This is a genomic window from Streptomyces sp. NPDC006385 (assembly GCF_040612485.1).
GTDB lineage: Bacteria > Actinomycetota > Actinomycetes > Streptomycetales > Streptomycetaceae > Streptomyces.
Genome location: NZ_JBEXQG010000024.1, coordinates 84,165 through 101,707, shown reverse-complemented (window position 1 = coordinate 101,707; position 17,543 = coordinate 84,165). Strand labels below are relative to the sequence as shown.

Here is a 17,543-nt window from a genome sequence, read left to right as displayed (position 1 = left end):
CCGTCAACTGATGGGCAGGCGCGGGAACTTGCGGTCCTTCTCCGTGGGCGCCTTCGCGGCGGCCTCCTCGGCCTTGGCGACGGCCGCGTACTGGTCGACGTACTCCTGCTCGGACAGCGACAGGATGGCGTACATGATCTCGTCGGTCACGGCGCGCAGGATCGCCTTCTCGTTCTCCATGCCGGCGTAGCGGGAGAAGTCGAGGGGCTCGCCGAAGCGGATCGTGACCGGGTGGATGTTCGGGATGACCTTGCCCGGCGGCTGTGCCTCGAAGGTGCCGATCATCGCGCAGGGGATGACCGGGACCTGGGCCTTGAGGGCCATCACCGCGACGCCGACCTTGCCCTTGTAGAGCCGGCCGTCGTGCGAGCGGGTGCCCTCCGGGTAGATGCCGAGGAGTTCGTCCTTGCTGAGGACCCCGAGTCCCTCGCGGATGGCTGCCTGGCCCGCCTCCTTGCCGGTGCGGTCGACCGGGATCTGCCCGGCGCTGCGGAAGAAGGCCGCCGTCAGGCGTCCCTTGATGCCGGGGCCGGTGAAGTACTCCTTCTTCGCGAGGAAGGTGATGCGCCGCTTGAGCATCGCCGGCATCAGGAAGTGGTCCGAGAACGACAGGTGGTTGCCGGCGATGATGGCCGCACCCGTGTCCGGCACGTGTTCCAGGCCTTCTATGCGCGGGCGGAAGAACAGTCTCAGCAGAGGTCCCAACAACACGTATTTCAGTACGTAGTAGAACAAGGGGGTCGCTCCTCACTCCGGCGGATGGACTCGGGCCGCCGAGTTCTGGCAGGTCAACCAGCGTGCCGTGGGGCTGCCAGTGTAGGCGCAGGGGTGACAGGCCGGAACCGGGTCGGCTCGGACGGATACCGCCCCATGCCGAATTTCCTGACCAATCGTCAGCAAGTCGGCGGACGGCATCGCTCGCGGACGGGGAGGACCGCCGGACCAGCCTGGTGTCACGGCTCGGCGTGCGGCAACCGGATGGCGTGGTTTGGCGTGATCACGGTCACCTGGTGGCAGGCGCCCCGTCCTTGCGGGGAGCCGTCGCGTCTGCTCGCTCATGACAGCCGCACGATGATCAGCGCCGTGTCGTCCGTCGCGCCGCCCGGCGGCAGCAGCTCCAGCAGAACGGCGTCGGCGAGGGCCTCGGGGTCGGCTCCGCGGTGGCGGACGAGGGCGTCGGCGAGGCGGGCCAGGCCGGTGTCGATGTCCTCGTGACGGCGTTCGATCAGGCCGTCCGTGTACAGCACCAGCGTGGCGCCCTCGGCGTATGTGGTGACGGCCTGCGGTCTCGGCATCGGGTCGGGTCGGGCGTCCAGCGGCGGATCGGTGGCCATGTCCAGGAACTCCACACGGCCGTCGGCGTGGACCAGCACGGGCGGTGGATGGCCGGCGCTGCTGTAGGTGATGGTGCGGGCGTCGCAGTCGATGAACGTCGTGACCGCGGTGGCCGACTCGGCGCCGTCGACCACGTGCGCGTACCGCCCGAGGACGTCGAGCGCCTGGGCCGGGCCGTCGGCGACGCGGGAGGTGGCGCTGAGCGCGCTGCGCAGCTGGCCCATGACACCGGCGGCCGCGAGGCCGTGGCCGACCACGTCCCCCACGGACACGCCGATGCGGTTGCCGCCCACCAGGTCGATCAGGTCGTACCAGTCGCCGCACACGTTCAGCGCGCCGACCGCGGGCCGGTAGCGCACCGCCGCGCTGTGGTGGCCCACCTGCCGTCGGGCGGGCAGCATCGCCTCCTGGAGGGCCATGGCCACCTCGCGCTCGCGGGCGTGAGCCAGCCGCAGCCGTTCGTTGAGCTCCTGCAACTCGCGGGCGCGGGTGTACAGCTCCGCCTCCAGGACCCGGGCCCGGCCGTCACGGCCCGCGCCGCCGCGCAGTCGGATGAGTTCGGTGACCTCCTCCACCCGGTGCAGGACGAACGCCACCCGCCCGTCCGGTCCGTGGACGGGCGCGTTGATCGGGCTCCAGTAGCGCTCCTCCCAGTGGCCGGGGCGCAGGGGATCCTCGACGTCGTAGCGCTGGAGTGCCATGGTGTCCCGCTCGCCGGTGGCCACCACGCGCAGCATCGACGCCCGCACGTCGCGCATGCCGGTGGCGGCGGGATCGCTGGGGTTGTCGGGGAAGACGTCGAAGATGTACCGGCCCACCAGCTGTTCGCGGGTGCGCCCGGACAGGTGCTGGAAGTCCTCGTTGGCGTCGGCGTAGACCAGCTCCGGGGTCAGCAGCGCGACCATTCCGGGCAGGGCCCGGAACACCGCCTCGTAGTCGATCGCCTTCTCTTCCATGGCCTCGCCTCACCACCGGGACCTGACCAGTTTCCCACGCGGTACGGAATATGTACCGATACGCGGTGTATATACCGATGTATTGCATGCACTCCTGTACGGCAGGTCAGGACGGTGGATCCGTCAGGGGCTGCTCCGCCCAGATGATCTTCCCCTCGGGGACGAAGCGCGTCCCCCACCGCTGGGTCAACTGGGAGACCAGCAGCAGCCCGCGTCCGCCCTCGTCGGTGGTGCGAGGATGACGCAGGTGCGGGGCGGTCGCGCCCCCGTCGAACACCTCGCAGATCAGGGCTCGCTCCCTGATCAGGCGCAACCGGATGGGGCCGGCGGCGTACCGGATCGCGTTGGTGACCAGCTCGCTGACGACCAGTTCCGTCGTGAAGACCAGCTCCTCCAGCCCCCACTCCGCGAGCTGCCGGGCGGCCGTCTTGCGGGCGTCGGCGACGCCGGCCGGGTCGGCGGGCAGATCCCAGTCGGCGACCTGCTCGGCGCCCAGGAGCCGGGTGCGGGCCATCAGCAGGGCCACGTCGTCGTGCGGGCGGTCCGGGACCAGGGCGTCGATCACGGTCCGGCAGTGCAGGTCGAGGGAGGCCGCGCGCCGCTCCAGTGCCTGCCGCAGCCGGTCCCGGTCGGTGCCGACGGCCCAGTCGTACCCCTGCGCCAGCAACCCGTCGGTGTGCAGGGCGAGCGTGCTGCCCGCGGCCAGGACCAGCTCTGTCGACTCGAACGGCGGACCGCCCGCCCCGAGCGGCGGACCCTGCGGGAGATCGACGAAGGTGGCCGTGCCGTCGGGCAGCACGACGGCGGGCGCCGGATGGCCCGCGGCCGCCATGGTGCACTGCCCGTCCACCGGGTCGTACACGACGTACACGCACCCGGACCCCACGGACTGGGTCATCGCCGCCTCCTCGCCGGCCGCCTCGACGCCCTCCTCGCGGGCCAGCTGGGCGACCAGGTCGTCGAGGTGGGCCAGCACCTCCTCGGGCGGCAGGTCCAGCGCCGCGAGGGTCCGTACGGCGGTGCGCAGCCGGCCCATCGCCGCGGCGGCGTCGATGCCGTGGCCCGGAACCTCGCCCACCACCAGGGCGACCCGAGCGCCCGACAGCGGGATGATGTCGTACCAGTCACCGCCGAGGCCGGTCAGCTCGTCGGCCGGCCGGTAGCAGGCGGACACCTCCAGCGCGTTCTGCTCCGGCAGCCGGTGCGGCAGCAGGCTGCGCTGCAGGACCAGGGCGGCGTCGCGCTCGCGGGTGTAGCGCCGGGCGTTGTCGACACAGACGGCGGCGCGGGAGACGAGGTCCTCGGCCAGGTTCAGGTCGTCCTGCTCGAAGGGCTCCTGGCGGTGGCGGCGGAAGAAGGTGGTGACGCCCAGGGTGACGCCCCGGGCGCGGATCGGCACGATCATCACGCTGTGCAGACCCAGCTCCAGGAAGATGGCGGCCTGCCCGCCGCGCGCGTGCTCGGACCACGCCTCGCCGAGCGGATCGAGTCGCTCCGCGCGCCAGGACTCGGCCGTCCTGAGGCAGCGGATCGGAGGCGACCCCGCCGGATACGCGACCTCCGCGCCGATGTCGACGACCGCCTCCGGCGCCCGCTCGGTGACCGATCGCTGTCCCGCGCGGCGCAGCGACACCGGGTCCGCGTCGCCCAGCGGCCCGGCGGGGGGCTCCCCGCCCCGCAGCACCGACTCCAGCAGATCCACGGTGACCAGGTCCGCGAGACCGGGTACGGCCACGTCCGCCAGCTCCTGGGCGGTGCGGGTGATGTCGAGGGTGCGGCCGATGCGCTGGCCGGCCCGGTCGAGCAGGGCCAGGCGCTGCCGGGCGCGGTGCCGGTCGGTGATGTCCTCCACCGTGTAGTACACGCCCATGGGGTGGCCCTGGCCGTCGTCGAGCCGGGTGAACGACATCATGTGGGCGGTCTCGCGGAGCGGGGCGGAGCGCACGTGGCCGATGTGCTCGTAGCCGACGATCGGTTCGCCGGTCGCCAGCACGCGACGCATCTGCGCCTCGATGGACTCGGCGTCCAGACCGGGCTGGATGTCCGCGAGCCGCAGCCCGAGCCGAAGGGTCGGCGGGCCGCCGCCGAACTGGGCGAGGGCGGCGTTCGACCAGACGAAGCGCAGGTCGGTGTCGACGATCGCTATGCCGACGGGGGAGCGGGCCACCATCTGCTCCAGTACGGCGCGGCTCATGTCCCAGCCGGGTGCGTCCGCCAGCTCCGACAGGAGCACGAGCCATCGCGAGGACCCCTGGGTGTCGAGGGCGGACATGATCCGCACCATGACCCGGACCAGGGAGCCGTCCTTGTGCAGGGCCGTCAGCAGCCCCGCCCAGCCGCCCTCCCTATGGCACCGCTCCATCAGCTCCGGCACCCGTCCCGCGTCCTCGGCGTCGAGCAGCTCGGCGACGTTGCGTCCCACCGCGTCGGAGGCCGCGTACGCCAGCAGCCGGTGCGCGTCCCTGGTCCACCCCGTCACCAGACCCTGCGCGTCGAGCAGCAGAGGCGCGGCGTCCGCCACGTCGAACCCCTGCCTGGCAACGCCCTGCTCCTCGTGTGTGCCCACGGCCGACCTCTCTGTCGCTGAGAGCGGTCTACCACCTCTTGTCCCCATCTTCACCCTTCCGGGCAACGCCGCCTCTTTGCGGGGGCCGGGAGAGGGGCGCGGCGAGGAGGTGCGGATCCCGTCGGGGCTGGTGCCGGGGAGACGGGGCCGGAATGCCGGCGGCCCGGCCCCGGTGTACCGGTGCCGGGCCGCCGGTGAGGCGGGTCGTCTACGTCACGTCAGGACCTTCTCCAGCGCGCCGAGTGCCCCCTCCAGTTCCTCCGTCGTGATCGTCAAGGGTGGGGCCAGCCGGATCGTGGAGCCGTGGGTGTCCTTGACCAGGATCCCCTCGCGCAGGAGGCGTTCGCCGATCTCGCGGCCCGTGCCGAATGCCGGGTCGATGTCGACGCCCGCCCACAGCCCCCGCGCGCGGAAGCCGACGACGCCCTTGCCGACCAGCGCCGACAGACCGCCCCGCAGGACCACGCCCAGCTCTGCGGCCCGGCGCTGGAACTCCCCGGTCTCCAGCAGTTCGACCACCGCCGTGCCGACCGCGGCGGCCAGCGGGTTGCCGCCGAACGTCGAGCCGTGCTCGCCCGGCCGCAGCACGCCGAGGACGTCGCGGCGGGCGACCACCGCCGACACCGGCACGATGCCGCCGCCGAGCGCCTTGCCCAGCAGGAGCACGTCCGGGACGACCCCCTCGTGCTCCAGGGCGAGCGTACGGCCCGTACGGCCGAGGCCCGACTGGATCTCGTCCGCGATGAACAGGCAGCCCTTGCGGCGGGTCAGTTCCCGCACCCCGGTGAGGTAGCCGTCGTCGGGGATGAGGACGCCCGCCTCGCCCTGGATCGGCTCCAGCAGCACCGCCGCGGTCGTCTCGTCGACCGCCGCCTCCAGCGCCGCCAGGTCGTTGTACGGCACGACCCGGAAGCCCGGGGTGAAGGGGCCGAAGCCCTGCCGCGCCGTCTCGTCCGTGGAGAACGACACGATCGTCGTCGTACGGCCGTGGAAGTTCTCCGCGGCGACCACGATCGTCGCCCGGTCGGCCGGCACGCCCTTCACCTCGTACGCCCACTTGCGGGCCACCTTGATGCCGGACTCGACCGCCTCGGCGCCGGTGTTCATCGGCAGCACCATGTCCAGGCCCGTCAACGCCGCCAGCCGCTCGGCGAACTCGGCGAGGCGGTCGTGGTGGAAGGCACGGGAGGTCAGGGTCAGCCGGTCCAGCTGGCGGTGCGCCGCCTCGACCAGCGCCGGGTGGCGGTGGCCGAAGTTCAGGGCCGAGTAGCCGGCCAGCAGGTCGAGGTAGCGGCGGCCCTCCACATCCTCCACCCACGTGCCCTCGGCGCGGGCGACGACCACGGGCAGCGGGTGGTAGTTGTGCGCCAGGACCGGCTCCTCGGCGCGGATCAGGTCGGCGGACGAGCGGGTGGTGGCGGGAGCGGTCATCAGCGGATCTCCTGGGTGCAGCACTTGATGCCGCCGCCGGCCTTGCGGAACTCCGACAGGTCGACGGGGACGGGGACATAGCCGCGGTCGGCGAGTGCGGAGGTGAGCGCCTCGGCCTGGGGGGCGATGAAGACGTTGCGGCCGTCGGACACCGAGTTGAGGCCGAACGCCAGCGCGTCGTCGCGGGTCGCGAGCACCGCGTCCGGGTACAGCCGCGCCAGCACCTCACGGCTGCCCGGCGAGAAGGCCTCCGGGTAGTACGCGATGTTGTCGTCGTCCAGGACGAACAGCGCCGTGTCCAGATGGTAGAAGCGCGGGTCCACCAGCGTCAGGCTGATCACCGGGTGGCCGAAGAACTCCTGCACCTCGCGATGCGCCTCGCGGGTGGTACGGAACCCGGTGCCGGCGAGCACGTACCGGCCCGTCCAGACCAGATCGCCCTCGCCCTCGCAGACGGACTCCGGGCGGTACACGTCGTAGCCCGCCGTCTTGAACCAGGTGTCGTAGTGCGTGGACTCCGGGCGCCGCTCCGGCGCGTGGAAGAGCGAGCCGAAGACACGGCCGTCCACGACGACCGCCGAGTTCGCCGCGAAGACCATGTCCGGCAGACCGGGCGCGGGCTCCACCGTGTCGACGGTGTGGCCATGGGTCCGGTAGGCGCGGATCAGTGCCTGCCACTGCTCCTGGGCGAGGTCGATGTCCACGGGGGTGTCGGGATGCATCCAAGGGTTGATCGCGTACTGCACGGCGAAGTGTCTGGGTTCGCAGACGAGGTACCGCCGCCGGCGCGGCACACGGGAGTCGGACACAGAGGGGTTCCTCCGCTTCCTCGAAATGTCGACTGGGGTTGACACCAAAGTAGGAAGTACCGCCGAGGAGCGACAAGGAAAAAATATTGCGTGTCCGCGCAGGAATGCTGCGTAGTTTCTTCCGTGGACGCAGCGCTGCTGCGCCGGGAAGGGTTTACTCGGGCGCCGGCTGACTCGCGCCCGCCTCCGGGCTCTCCGGCAGCAGATGGGACAGCACCATCACGCTGATCGTCTTGCGGATGAACGGCTCGACGCGGATCCGTTCCAGCACCTCCTCGAAGTGCTCCACGTCCCGCGCCCGCACATGCAGCAGCGCGTCCGCGCCCCCGGTCACCGTCATGGCCGCGGTGATCTCCGGATGGTTGCGGACCACCTCCGCGAGCCGCCGCGGCGGGGCCGCGCCCTCGCAGTACACCTCCACGTACGCCTCCGTGCGCCAGCCCAGCGCCGACGGCTTGACCGTGGCCGTGAACCCGGTGATCACGCCCGTCTCGCGCAGCCGGTCCACCCGCCGCTTGACCGCCGTCGAGGACAGCCCGACGGCCGCGCCGATCTCCGCGAAACTCGTCCTGGCATTGGCCATCAGCGCGGTGATGATCTTCCGGTCCAGCTCGTCGAAGGGCGCGGGCCTGCTGTTCATGGCGGCACTGTATCCAGCGGGAACGTCCGCACGTCCGCACGTGTGCAGGCGTGCGATTTGCTCATACACTCCGGATTCATGCTGCGTGCCCTGGCTGTCGACGACGAACGCCCCTCGCTGGAGGAGCTCCTCTACCTGCTGAACGCGGACCCCCGCGTCGGCAGCGCCGAGGGCGCCGGCGACGCGACCGAGGCGCTGCGCCGGATCAACCGGGCCTTGGAGTCCGGCCCGGGCGGACCCGAGGCCATCGACGTCGTCTTCCTCGACATCAACATGCCCGGCCTGGACGGCCTCGACCTGGCCAGGCTGCTCACCGGCTTCGCCAACCCGCCGCTCGTCGTGTTCGTCACCGCCCACGAGGACTTCGCCGTCCAGGCCTTCGACCTCAAGGCCGTCGACTACGTCCTCAAACCGGTCCGCAAGGAACGCCTGGCCGAAGCCGTACGACGGGCCTTCGAGCTCCGCGACAGCGCGCCCCGCATCCCCGTGAGCGAGCCCGACCCCGACCACATACCCGTCGAGCTCGGCGGAGTGACCCGCTTCGTCGCCGTCGACGACATCACCCACGTCGAGGCCCAGGGCGACTACGCCCGGCTGCACACCGACAAGGGCAGCCACCTCGTCCGCATCCCCCTGTCCACCCTGGAGGAGCGCTGGCGCTCCCGCGGCTTCGTCCGCATCCACCGCCGCCATCTCGTCGCCCTGCGCCACATCGGCGAACTCCGTCTCGACGCGGGCACCGTCAGCGTCATGGTCGGCTCCGAGGAACTCCAGGTCAGCCGCCGGCACACGCGTGAACTGCGGGACCTGCTGATGAGGAGGCCGTGACCATGCCGCTGAGCCCCGCCGACCGCCGCGTCGTCGTCACCGGCCCGCCCCGCCGCACCCGCCGCGTCTCCGGCTACTACCGCCCGCGCACCGAGATCGACGAGCAGACCACCCTCGGCCACACCTACGTCCGCTCCCTGATGCGCAGCCAACTGCGCACCGCCCTCGCCGTCCTCGCCGTCCTCGGCCTCCTCGTCGGCCCCCTGCCCCTCCTCTTCGCCGCGATGCCGCACGCCCGCCACCTGGAATGGGCGGTCCTCGGCTTCGGCCTGTACGCCCCGCTCGTCCTGCTGGCCCGCTGGTTCGTACGCCGCGCCGAGCGCAACGAGCGGGACTTCGTACGGCTCGTCGAAGACCGCTGAGCCAGAGGAAACACCAGGGCCGTGAACTCCAGCTACGCCGTCCCCGCAGTCGCCCTCGTCGTCCTGGCGACCGTCCTCGTCGGCGCCTTCGGCCTGCGCATCTCCCGCACCACCTCCGACTTCTACGTCGCCTCCCGCACCGTCGGCCCCCGCCTCAACGCGGCCGCGATCAGCGGCGAGTACCTCTCCGCCGCCTCCTTCCTAGGCATCGCGGGCCTCGTCCTCGTGCAGGGCCCCGACATGCTCTGGTACCCCGTCGGCTACACCGCCGGATACCTGGTCCTGCTGCTGTTCGTCGCCGCCCCGCTGCGCCGCTCGGGCGCCTACACCCTCCCCGACTTCGCCGAGGCCCGCCTGTCCTCCCAGGCGGTGCGGCGACTCGCGGGCGCCTTCGTCGTCGGCACCGGATGGCTGTACCTGCTGCCCCAGCTCCAGGGCGCCGGGCTGACGCTGACCGTGCTGACGGGGGCGCCCGACGGGCTCGGCGGAGTGATCGTCGCCGTCGTGGTGGTCGCCATCGTCGCCGCCGGCGGCATGCGCAGCATCACCTTCGTGCAGGCATTCCAGTACTGGCTCAAACTCACGGCCCTCCTCGTCCCCGCCCTCTTCCTGATCCTCGCGTGGCAGGGCGACGGCGCCCCCAGCCGCGCCTTCGACGAACCGGCGACCTTCCGAGAACGCAGTGTCGTGCGCGTCGACGACACCCTGGACCTCAAGCTCGACCGACCGCTGACCGTCACCGTCAGCGGCACGATCGACGGCCGCGCCCACGACGACGACCGGATCCGGCTCCCCGCCGGCACCCACCGCGTCGAGGACGGCACCCGCCTCACCTTCGCCAAGGGCGCCGACGTCCCCGAACGCGACCGCGGAGCGGGCGGCGACCTGTCGCCCTCGCAGGCCGAGAGCCGCGGCGAACGCCCGCTGTACGCCACGTACGGACTGATCCTCGCCACCTTCCTAGGCACCATGGGCCTGCCGCACGTGGTCGTCCGCTTCTACACCAGCCCGCACGGCGTCGCCGCCCGCCGCACCACCGTCGCCGTCCTCGGCCTGATCGGCGCCTTCTACCTGCTGCCCCCGGTCTACGGCGCCCTCGGCCGCCTCTACGCCCCCGAACTCACCCTCAGCGGCGACGCGGACGCCGCCGTACTGCTCCTGCCCGACCGCGTGATCGGCGGCCTCGGCGGCGACCTGCTCGGCGCACTGATCGCCGGGGGCGCCTTCGCCGCGTTCCTGTCCACCGCCTCCGGCCTGACCATGGCCGTCGCGGGTGTGCTCACCCAGGACGTGCTCCCGTCCCGGGGCGTACGGCACTTCCGGCTCGGCACGGTCCTCGCCATGGCCGTCCCGCTCGCCGCGAGCGTCCTGGTCGGCGGGCTCCCGGTCGCCGACGCCGTCGGCCTCGCCTTCGCCGTGTCGGCGTCCTCGTTCTGCCCGCTGCTCGTCCTCGGCATCTGGTGGCGGCGGCTGACCCCGCCCGGCGCGGCCGCCGGGATGCTGGTGGGCGGCGGCTCGGCGCTGCTCGCCGTCGCGGCGACGATGGCGGGCCTCCCGGGCTCCGGGACGCTGCACGCGCTGCTCGCGTGGCCCGCGCTCTGGTCGGTGCCGCTGGGCTTCCTCACCATGGTGCTGGTGTCGCTGGCCACCCCGGGCAGGGTGCCGGCCGGGACGGCGGCGATCCTGGCGCGGTTCCATCTGCCGGAGGAACTGCGGGCGGAGGTGAAGGCATGACGGGCCTTCTCGTCGGACGACGCGTGGCGGTGACCGCATGAGCGGATTCATCGCGGGCCTGTGTGTGGCGATCCTCCCGCTGCTCGCCGCCGGCTTCTGGCTGGGCCGGCGCACCGCCCGCCCCCAGAACCTCGGGGGCCTCGGCACCCCGGTCGAGCACGCCACCTTCGAGACCCTGCACACCGCCTCCCTCGCCGCGCCCCCGCTGCGGTCCGGCCTCACCGAGGAGACCGCCCGCAAGTCGGCCCGCCGGCTGCGCTCGCTCCTCGGCACCGACGCGCTGTGCCTGACCGACCAGAAGAAGGTCCTGGTCTGGGACGGCGTCGGCGGCCATCACCGTACGGAGATCATGGGACTGCTCGCCGGCCCTCTGGAGTCGGGCCGCGGCGAGGCGTTCCCGCTCATCTGCGACACCCCCGACTGCCCGGTGCGCTGGGCGGTCGTCGCCCCGCTCACCGTCGACGACCGGGTCCACGGCGCGCTCGTGGCCTGCGCGCCCCGGGAGTCGGCGGTGCTCGTGCGGGCGGCCGGCGAGGTGGCCCGCTGGGTCTCCGTGCAGCTGGAGCTGGCCGACCTCGACCAGTCCCGCACCCGTCTGATCGAGGCCGAGATCAAGGCCCTGCGGGCCCAGATCTCCCCGCACTTCATCTTCAACTCGCTCGCGGTGATCGCGAGCTTCGTCCGCACCGACCCCGAGCGCGCCCGCGAACTGCTCCTCGAATTCGCCGACTTCACCCGCTACTCGTTCCGCAGGCACGGCGACTTCACCACCCTCGCCGACGAACTCCACGCCATCGACCACTACCTGGCGCTGGTGCGGGCACGCTTCGGCGACCGCCTCTCCGTCACCCTCCAGATCGCCCCGGAGGTACTGCCGGTCGCCTTGCCCTTCCTGTGCCTTCAGCCGCTCGTCGAGAACGCCGTCAAGCACGGCCTGGAGGGCAGGGCGGGGTCCACCGCGGGCAAGAGCCACATCAGCATCACCGCGCAGGACGCCGGCGCCGAGGCCCTCGTCGTCATCGAGGACGACGGCGCCGGAATGGACCCCGCCCTGCTGCGCCGCATCCTCGCCGGCGAGATCAGCCCGTCCGGCGGCATCGGGCTGTCCAACGTCGACGACCGGCTCCGGCAGGTCTACGGCGACGACTACGGCCTCGTCATCGAGACCGCCGTGGGGGCAGGCATGAAGATCACCGCCCGGCTGCCGAAGTACCAGCCGGGGGTGCACTCCGCCGGGCGGCTCACCCGGGACTGAGGCTCAGGTGCTGCGGCTGACGACCATCCCCAGCGTGATCAGCCCCAGCACCACCCACCCGAACCACAGCCAGCCGTTGCTCCCGAGCGCCACCGTGTAGGCCGTCACCACGACGAGGCCGCCGACGGTGAGCACCCCCATCGCCTTCGTAGAACCGTCCGTAGAACCGGGCATCGCAACACCCTCCTAGGGTTCGTCCCCCTCCATGGTGCCCCCGTTCTGCCTCCGCACGGTGCACACGACGAAATGAGTGCCCGTCTTCCAGGCCCCCTCGCTCGTCCAGGAGCCGGCCGCGTACACGGAAGGATCGAAGCCGTAGTCGCGTGGCGGCACCTCCCGGGCACACGCCGTGTCCGACTCGGTGCGCGCCTCGGTCAGGGTGACATCGCTGCTCAGCCGGGTGAATCCGAGCACCTGCTCGTCGTGCGGGCCCGCGCAGGACACCAGGCGGGCGTCCCGCCGGGAGCGGACGTCCAGACAGTCCCGGCGCTGCATGGTCGCCGTGTCGGCGAACGCCGACCCGGGCTCGCGGTGCTCGCCCAGCGGACCGTACACCGGCCCGTGCGCGCCCAGCACGAGACAGGCGGTGCGCCGCCCGGCCCGCTCGAACCCCGCCTCCGTCGGCACGACGGCGAAGCTGCGGACGTCCGCGAGCCTGTCCCGGATGTCCTGCGTCCGCTCCTCGCACGCCGCGGGCCCCTCCGCACGCGCCTCGGCGGCCGAGGCGGCCGGGGCGAAGGCCATCACCTGCCCGTCGGGCGCCTTGTCCCGGCAACTGGGATCCAGGCTCAGCCGGGGCGTGCCCCGGAAGGGGACCGGCCCGGGCCAGCCGGCGAGCACGCAGTCACCCTCCTTCAGGGGAGCGCCCAGCCCGACGGCGTCGCCGTACGGCCGTGCCGTCCCGCCCGTGCCCGGCGACTGCGCCACGGCGTACCAGACGCCCGCCCCCGCGACCGCCAGCCCGAGAAGGCCGGCGAGGACCGCGTGCAGGACGCGGGGGCGGGGGGACGCGGGCAGGGAGCCGGACGGGGAGCCGGATGGGGAGCCGGACCCCGCCACGTCCGGTGCGTGCCCCGACGGCGGCGCCCCGCCCCAGTGCGGCTGTGAACCGACGTCGGTCCGGGTCCGCGCATACGCGTCGACCTCCGGCGTCACGATCCGCGACAGCGCCGCCTCCGCCCGCGCCGCCGACATCCGCCGTGCCGGATCCTTCTCCAGCAGCCCCCCGAGGACGGGCCCCAGGGCCCCGGCCCGCGCCGCCGGCCGGGGCTCCTCCGTGACCACCGCGGTGAGCTCGGCCAGAGGCGACTCCCGGTCGAAGGGACCCCGGCCCTCGACGCCGTAGTACAGCGTGCACCCCAGCGAGAACAGATCGGCGGCCGGCGTGGGAGCCCCGCCCGTGACCCGCTCCGGCGCCAGATAGCCGGACGTGCCCACCAGCACCGACGCCTGCGTGTACCGCGTCTCACCGGCGTCCGGCCGTACCGAGATGCCGTAGTCGGTGAGCAGCACCCGGCCGTACGGTGCCCCGGTGCGGTCCGGCGCCAGCAGGATGTTCGCCGGTTTCACGTCCCGGTGCAGGACGCCCCGCTCGTGCCCGGCGGTCAGCGCGTCGAGCACGGCGAGCCCGATACGGGCGCACTCCGCGGGCGCCGGCGGGCCGCTCCGGTCGACCAGATCACGAAGATCGACGGCACCCGCCACGTACTCCATGACGATCCACGGCAGCCCCTCGTGCTCCAGCACGTCGTGCACGGTCACCACGTGCGGATGGCCGCGCAGCCCGGCCGCGTGCCGGGCCTCGGCGCGGGCACGGGCCACCCGGGCCTCGCGCTCGTCGGCCTCGGCCGGGTCACGGAACACGATCTCCTTGAGCGCGACCTCGCAGGCGAGTCTGCGGTCGTGGGCGAGCCAGACATGGCCCATACCGCCGCTGCCGAGCCGGTTCAGCAGCAGATAACGGCCGGCGATGACCCGGCCCACTCCCGACGTCGGTGTTCCTGAAGGCATCCCGTGACTCCCGGGTTCTGCGGGGGCGCTGCGTGATTGCTAGGCGGTCGTGCTCCCGGTGGGCGCGGCCGTGGACGGCGGCGCGCCGGTCGCCGGTTCGGAGGTGGCGGGCGGGTTGGTTTCGGGCGGGCCGGTTTCGGGCGGGGGCGCGCTGCTCGTGACCGGGGCGCTCGTCGGGGGCGGGCTGGTGGTCCGGGGCGGTGAGCCGGTCGCGGGCGGGGGCGGGGGCGAGGACGGGGGTGGTGAGCCGGGTGCGGGGTCCTTGGTCGAGGGCGGTGGCGTGGAGCCGGCCGGAGGGCCGGAGGAGGGCGGCGTGGGGGTCGCCGGAGCCGAGGAGACCGGAGCCGAGGACGCCGGGCCGGAGGACGGCGGCCCGCTCGTCGGACCGGGACTGCCGGGCCTGGAACCGCCGGATCCGGAGGACGAGGGCCGGGACGTCCCCGAGCCCGGGGGAGTGGACGAGGGTCCGGTGGAGGTCTCCCCGGCCACGCTCAGCGTCACGTACGCCCCGAACCGCAGCTCGGTCCCGGCCGGTGGATCCGACGCCGTGACCCGGGCGTCGTCGGACGGCAGCCCGCCACCGTCGAGGGCGACCGCCAGCCCCCGGTCGGACAGCCGCCGACTCGCCTGAGCGAACGTCGTCCCGGTGACGTCGGGCACCGCGCGCCGCTCGCGCGTGTCGAACGTGGTGTCGTCCTGGCCCGTGGTGCCGACCGGACGGTTGATGCCCCGACCGGGTTCCTGGACGTCGACGAGAGCGAGCCGCACCACCTCCCGCGTCGCCGGACGCACGGCCACCACGGACGACTGCTCGAATCCCTTCCACTTCTCGTTGCGGTCGTCGAACTCGACCTTTGTGCGAGTCGTGTCCCCCTCGAAGGGGCGCAGCGGATTTCCGCACGAGCACTTCACGGCGGGAATACCCCGCTCGTCCACGAGAACCGCGATTCCCGCCTGGAGCAGCGCGTGGAAAGGTGCCGCCTTTCCCTTTTTGTAGTCGTGGTTCTTCACGAGGGTGTCGTGACGCAGAAGAACGGGAGTGAGGCGATCGAGATAATCCGGAATCTCGGCCGTGGTGAGGGAGAGCGCGGCCGCCCACGCCCGCGCCTTCCGCTCCTGCGCGGGATCGGTGAGGAACTCCTCGAGCCGTTCGACGTCACAGATCGCCGGCTGCTCGGACCCTCCGTACAGACCAGGAGTGTCGCCCTGCTGAAGGCCGCCGTGCGCCGTCCTCGCCCGGACCTGCGCGTCCCGCCCCAGCCTCTCGCCCTCGTCGAAGAAGGGCGCGAGCGACGGGACCCCCGCGGCCACCGCCTTCACCACGAACGACGGTACGTCCCGATCGCACCCGCCGATCACCAGAACGAGGACCAACAGGACGGCGATCCTCCGCATCACCGATTTCCCGGCCCTGCGCACGCACACACGAAGCGTCATCACCGCTCCCCCCGGCGGTTCCCCCGACGCGCTTCATGCTACTGAAAGGCGCAGCCTTCCGGTTTCCTCAGTTTCCGCGTGCGTTCAATGAGGCCAAATAGGCGTTGTACGCCTCGAGTTCCTTGTCGCCGTCCCGGTCGGCGGCCCGGTCCTTCCGCCTGGCCTGCCGCTGTTCCGAGCCGTACCACTGGAACAGCAGTGCGATCAGCACCAGTACGGACGGAATCTCGCTGAACGCCCAGGCGATACCGCCGGCCGCGTTCTGGTCGGAGAGCGCCTCGATGCCGAGCGAGGCGGGCGGGTTCTTGAACGTCTCGACCATCGGCTCCGACGCCATCATCAACGCGATACCGAAGAACGCGTGGAACGGCATCCCCGCGAACAGCTCCAGCATCCGCATCAGATACCCCGGCCGGTGCGGTCCCGGATCCACGCCGATGATCGGCCAGAAGAACACGACGCCCACCGCGAGGAAGTGCACCATCATCGCGATGTGCCCCGTCTTGGAGCCCATCAGGAAGTCGAACAGCGGCGTGAAGTACAGCGCGTACAGGCTGGCGATGAACAGCGGGATGGTGAACGCCGGATGCGTGATGATCCGCATGTAACGGCTGTGCAGCAGGGCCAGCAGCAGCTCCCGCGGCCCCTTGCGCCCCCGTCCGGCCGGCGGCAGCGCGCGCAGGGCCAGCGTGATCGGCGCGCCGAGCAGGACCAGGATCGGCGACAGCATGCTGATCACCATGTGCTGCACCATGTGCACGCTGAACATGACCATGCCGTAGTCGTTCAGCCCGGTGCACATGACGAGCATCACGGACAGCACACCGACGACGTACGAGACGGTCCGCCCCACGGGCCACGCGTCCCCCCGCCGCCGCAGCCGCAGGACCCCCCACGCGTACAGGGCGAGCCCCACCAGACAGGCGACGAGGAAGAACGGGTCCGCCGACCACTGAAGCCCCCGCCCCAGCGTGAACGGCGGCAGATCCATCATCGTGCCGTGCCCGCTGTGATCCATCCGCCGGCTCCTGTTTCGTGGGGGTTGTGCAAGTCTGTCCGCCCCAGAGTAGAACCACCCCCGGCCACCCTCGTGACCGGGGGTGGGACAGCCTCGGCACCCCTACGGCAAGACCCCTAGAGCACGCACTCGGCCTCGTCGTACCGCTCCTCGGGAACGGTCTTCAACGTCTCCACGGCCTCCGCCAAGGACACCATCACGATGTCGGTCCCCCGCAGCGCCGTCATCTTCCCGAAGTCGCCCCGGTGCACGGCCTCCACCGCATGCCACCCGAACCGGGTCGCCAGCACCCGGTCGTACGCGGTGGGCGTACCACCTCGCTGCACGTGCCCGAGAATGACCGGCCGCGCTTCCTTCCCCAGCCGTTCCTCCAGCTCGATCGACAGCTGACGCGCGATGCCGGCGAACCGCTCGTGCCCGTAGATGTCCTTGCCGCCCTCGTCGAACTCCATGGAACCGGGCCGCGGCTTGGCCCCCTCCGCCGCCACGACGATCGCGAAGCGCTTGCCCGCCGCGAACCGCTCACCGACCCGCTTGGTCAACTCGTCGATGTCGAAGGGCCGTTCCGGTACGACGATGGCGTGCGCGCCGGCCGCCATGCCGGAGTGCAGCGCGATCCAGCCGGTGTGCCGGCCCATGACCTCCACGACCAGGACACGCTGGTGGGATTCGGCGGTGGTCTTGAGGCGGTCCAGGGCCTCGGTCGCCACGGTCACCGCCGTGTCGAAGCCGAAGGTGACGTCGGTGACCGCGATGTCGTTGTCGATGGTCTTCGGCACACCCACCACGGGCAGGCCGCTGTCCGACATCAGGCGGGCGGCCTTGAGCGTGCCCTCGCCGCCGATCGGGATGATCGCGTCGAGGCCGAGTTCCGCGACATGGCCCTTGGCCCGCTCCACGCCGTCCCGCAGATGGGAGGGCTGGACCCGGGAGGAACCGAGGATCGTGCCGCCGCGGGCGAGGATGCCGCCCACCGCGTCGAGGTCGAGCTTGAGGTAGTCGCACTCCAGAAGGCCCTTCCAGCCGTCCCGGAAGCCGATGACCTCGTCGCCGTGGTCGGCCACGGCGCGGTGCACGACGGACCGGATGACGGCGTTCAGGCCGGGGCAGTCGCCGCCGGACGTGAGGACACCAATGCGCATAGCCCGAATAAACCTTCTCA

At 72.1% G+C, this 17,543-nt stretch carries 15 protein-coding genes; 4 read left to right on the top strand and 11 right to left on the bottom strand.

Annotated elements, in window-relative coordinates:
* Nucleotides 1-3: 3 nt before the first annotated feature.
* The 6 genes from ABZ078_RS20480 to ABZ078_RS20455 form a co-directional block, all read right to left on the bottom strand.
* A complete protein-coding gene (locus tag ABZ078_RS20480; protein ID WP_356577179.1) occupies nucleotides 4-735 on the bottom strand; it encodes a lysophospholipid acyltransferase family protein in 732 nt (243 codons plus the stop codon).
* Nucleotides 736-1,055: 320 nt separating this feature from the next.
* On the bottom strand, nucleotides 1,056-2,291 hold the full coding sequence (locus tag ABZ078_RS20475; RefSeq protein WP_356577177.1) for a SpoIIE family protein phosphatase: 1,236 nt from the start codon (nucleotides 2,289-2,291) through the stop codon (nucleotides 1,056-1,058).
* Between the two features lie 106 nt (nucleotides 2,292-2,397).
* Nucleotides 2,398-4,857: a SpoIIE family protein phosphatase gene (locus tag ABZ078_RS20470; protein WP_356577175.1), complete on the bottom strand. Its 2,460-nt coding sequence runs from the start codon at nucleotides 4,855-4,857 to the stop codon at nucleotides 2,398-2,400.
* A gap of 213 nt (nucleotides 4,858-5,070) precedes the next feature.
* Nucleotides 5,071-6,288: an ornithine--oxo-acid transaminase gene (gene rocD / locus ABZ078_RS20465; RefSeq protein WP_356577173.1), complete on the bottom strand. Its 1,218-nt coding sequence runs from the start codon at nucleotides 6,286-6,288 to the stop codon at nucleotides 5,071-5,073.
* Nucleotides 6,288-7,097: a dimethylargininase gene (gene ddaH / locus ABZ078_RS20460; RefSeq protein WP_356577171.1), complete on the bottom strand. Its 810-nt coding sequence runs from the start codon at nucleotides 7,095-7,097 to the stop codon at nucleotides 6,288-6,290. Before ddaH ends, rocD begins: the two co-directional genes overlap by 1 nt.
* Nucleotides 7,098-7,251: 154 nt before the next feature.
* Nucleotides 7,252-7,737 (bottom strand): Lrp/AsnC family transcriptional regulator, encoded by a 486-nt coding sequence (locus ABZ078_RS20455; protein WP_356577169.1) that lies wholly within the window; start codon nucleotides 7,735-7,737, stop codon nucleotides 7,252-7,254.
* 78 nt (nucleotides 7,738-7,815) lie between these two features.
* On the opposite strand from ABZ078_RS20455, the gene ABZ078_RS20450 reads away from it, so the two are divergent.
* Genes ABZ078_RS20450 through ABZ078_RS20435 form a run of 4 tightly spaced genes read left to right on the top strand, consistent with a single transcriptional unit; the run spans nucleotide 7,816 to nucleotide 11,916 of the window.
* Complete coding sequence (locus tag ABZ078_RS20450; protein WP_356577168.1) at nucleotides 7,816-8,565, top strand: LytTR family DNA-binding domain-containing protein; 750 nt, start codon at nucleotides 7,816-7,818, stop codon at nucleotides 8,563-8,565.
* A gap of 2 nt (nucleotides 8,566-8,567) precedes the next feature.
* On the top strand, nucleotides 8,568-8,927 hold the full coding sequence (locus ABZ078_RS20445) for a hypothetical protein (protein WP_356577166.1): 360 nt from the start codon (nucleotides 8,568-8,570) through the stop codon (nucleotides 8,925-8,927).
* A gap of 21 nt (nucleotides 8,928-8,948) precedes the next feature.
* The gene (locus tag ABZ078_RS20440) at nucleotides 8,949-10,661 is read left to right on the top strand and encodes a cation acetate symporter (RefSeq protein ID WP_356577164.1); all 1,713 of its coding nucleotides are present in this window, start codon (nucleotides 8,949-8,951) and stop codon (nucleotides 10,659-10,661) included.
* 37 nt (nucleotides 10,662-10,698) lie between these two features.
* On the top strand, nucleotides 10,699-11,916 hold the full coding sequence (locus tag ABZ078_RS20435) for a histidine kinase (protein ID WP_356577162.1): 1,218 nt from the start codon (nucleotides 10,699-10,701) through the stop codon (nucleotides 11,914-11,916).
* Between the two features lie 3 nt (nucleotides 11,917-11,919).
* On the opposite strand, the gene ABZ078_RS20430 is transcribed toward ABZ078_RS20435, so the two are convergent.
* The 5 genes from ABZ078_RS20430 to ABZ078_RS20410 all read right to left on the bottom strand — a co-directional run bounded on the left by ABZ078_RS20430 (nucleotide 11,920) and on the right by ABZ078_RS20410 (nucleotide 17,523).
* Entirely contained in the window at nucleotides 11,920-12,090 is a 171-nt protein-coding gene (locus tag ABZ078_RS20430) for a hypothetical protein (protein WP_356577160.1), read from the bottom strand.
* 12 nt (nucleotides 12,091-12,102) lie between these two features.
* Nucleotides 12,103-13,926 (bottom strand): protein kinase, encoded by a 1,824-nt coding sequence (locus tag ABZ078_RS20425; RefSeq protein WP_356577158.1) that lies wholly within the window; start codon nucleotides 13,924-13,926, stop codon nucleotides 12,103-12,105.
* 39 nt (nucleotides 13,927-13,965) lie between these two features.
* Nucleotides 13,966-15,363: a DUF6777 domain-containing protein gene (locus ABZ078_RS20420; RefSeq protein WP_356577156.1), complete on the bottom strand. Its 1,398-nt coding sequence runs from the start codon at nucleotides 15,361-15,363 to the stop codon at nucleotides 13,966-13,968.
* A gap of 67 nt (nucleotides 15,364-15,430) precedes the next feature.
* The gene (locus ABZ078_RS20415; protein ID WP_356577154.1) at nucleotides 15,431-16,381 is read right to left on the bottom strand and encodes a cytochrome c oxidase assembly protein; all 951 of its coding nucleotides are present in this window, start codon (nucleotides 16,379-16,381) and stop codon (nucleotides 15,431-15,433) included.
* A gap of 116 nt (nucleotides 16,382-16,497) precedes the next feature.
* A complete protein-coding gene (locus tag ABZ078_RS20410) occupies nucleotides 16,498-17,523 on the bottom strand; it encodes a 6-phosphofructokinase (RefSeq protein ID WP_356577152.1) in 1,026 nt (341 codons plus the stop codon).
* Nucleotides 17,524-17,543 lie beyond the last annotated feature (20 nt).

Coding starts and splice junctions, on each gene's coding strand:
- ABZ078_RS20475 (WP_356577177.1), bottom strand. CDS start 2,291: ATGGAAGAGAAGGCGATCGACTACGAGGCGGTGTTCCGGGCCCTGCCC.
- rocD (WP_356577173.1), bottom strand. CDS start 6,288: ATGACCGCTCCCGCCACCACCCGCTCGTCCGCCGACCTGATCCGCGCC.
- ABZ078_RS20455 (WP_356577169.1), bottom strand. CDS start 7,737: ATGAACAGCAGGCCCGCGCCCTTCGACGAGCTGGACCGGAAGATCATC.
- ABZ078_RS20450 (WP_356577168.1), top strand. CDS start 7,816: ATGCTGCGTGCCCTGGCTGTCGACGACGAACGCCCCTCGCTGGAGGAG.
- ABZ078_RS20445 (WP_356577166.1), top strand. CDS start 8,568: ATGCCGCTGAGCCCCGCCGACCGCCGCGTCGTCGTCACCGGCCCGCCC.
- ABZ078_RS20435 (WP_356577162.1), top strand. CDS start 10,699: ATGAGCGGATTCATCGCGGGCCTGTGTGTGGCGATCCTCCCGCTGCTC.
- ABZ078_RS20430 (WP_356577160.1), bottom strand. CDS start 12,090: ATGCCCGGTTCTACGGACGGTTCTACGAAGGCGATGGGGGTGCTCACC.
- ABZ078_RS20425 (WP_356577158.1), bottom strand. CDS start 13,926: ATGCCTTCAGGAACACCGACGTCGGGAGTGGGCCGGGTCATCGCCGGC.
- ABZ078_RS20420 (WP_356577156.1), bottom strand. CDS start 15,363: ATGACGCTTCGTGTGTGCGTGCGCAGGGCCGGGAAATCGGTGATGCGG.
- ABZ078_RS20415 (WP_356577154.1), bottom strand. CDS start 16,381: ATGGATCACAGCGGGCACGGCACGATGATGGATCTGCCGCCGTTCACG.
- ABZ078_RS20410 (WP_356577152.1), bottom strand. CDS start 17,523: ATGCGCATTGGTGTCCTCACGTCCGGCGGCGACTGCCCCGGCCTGAAC.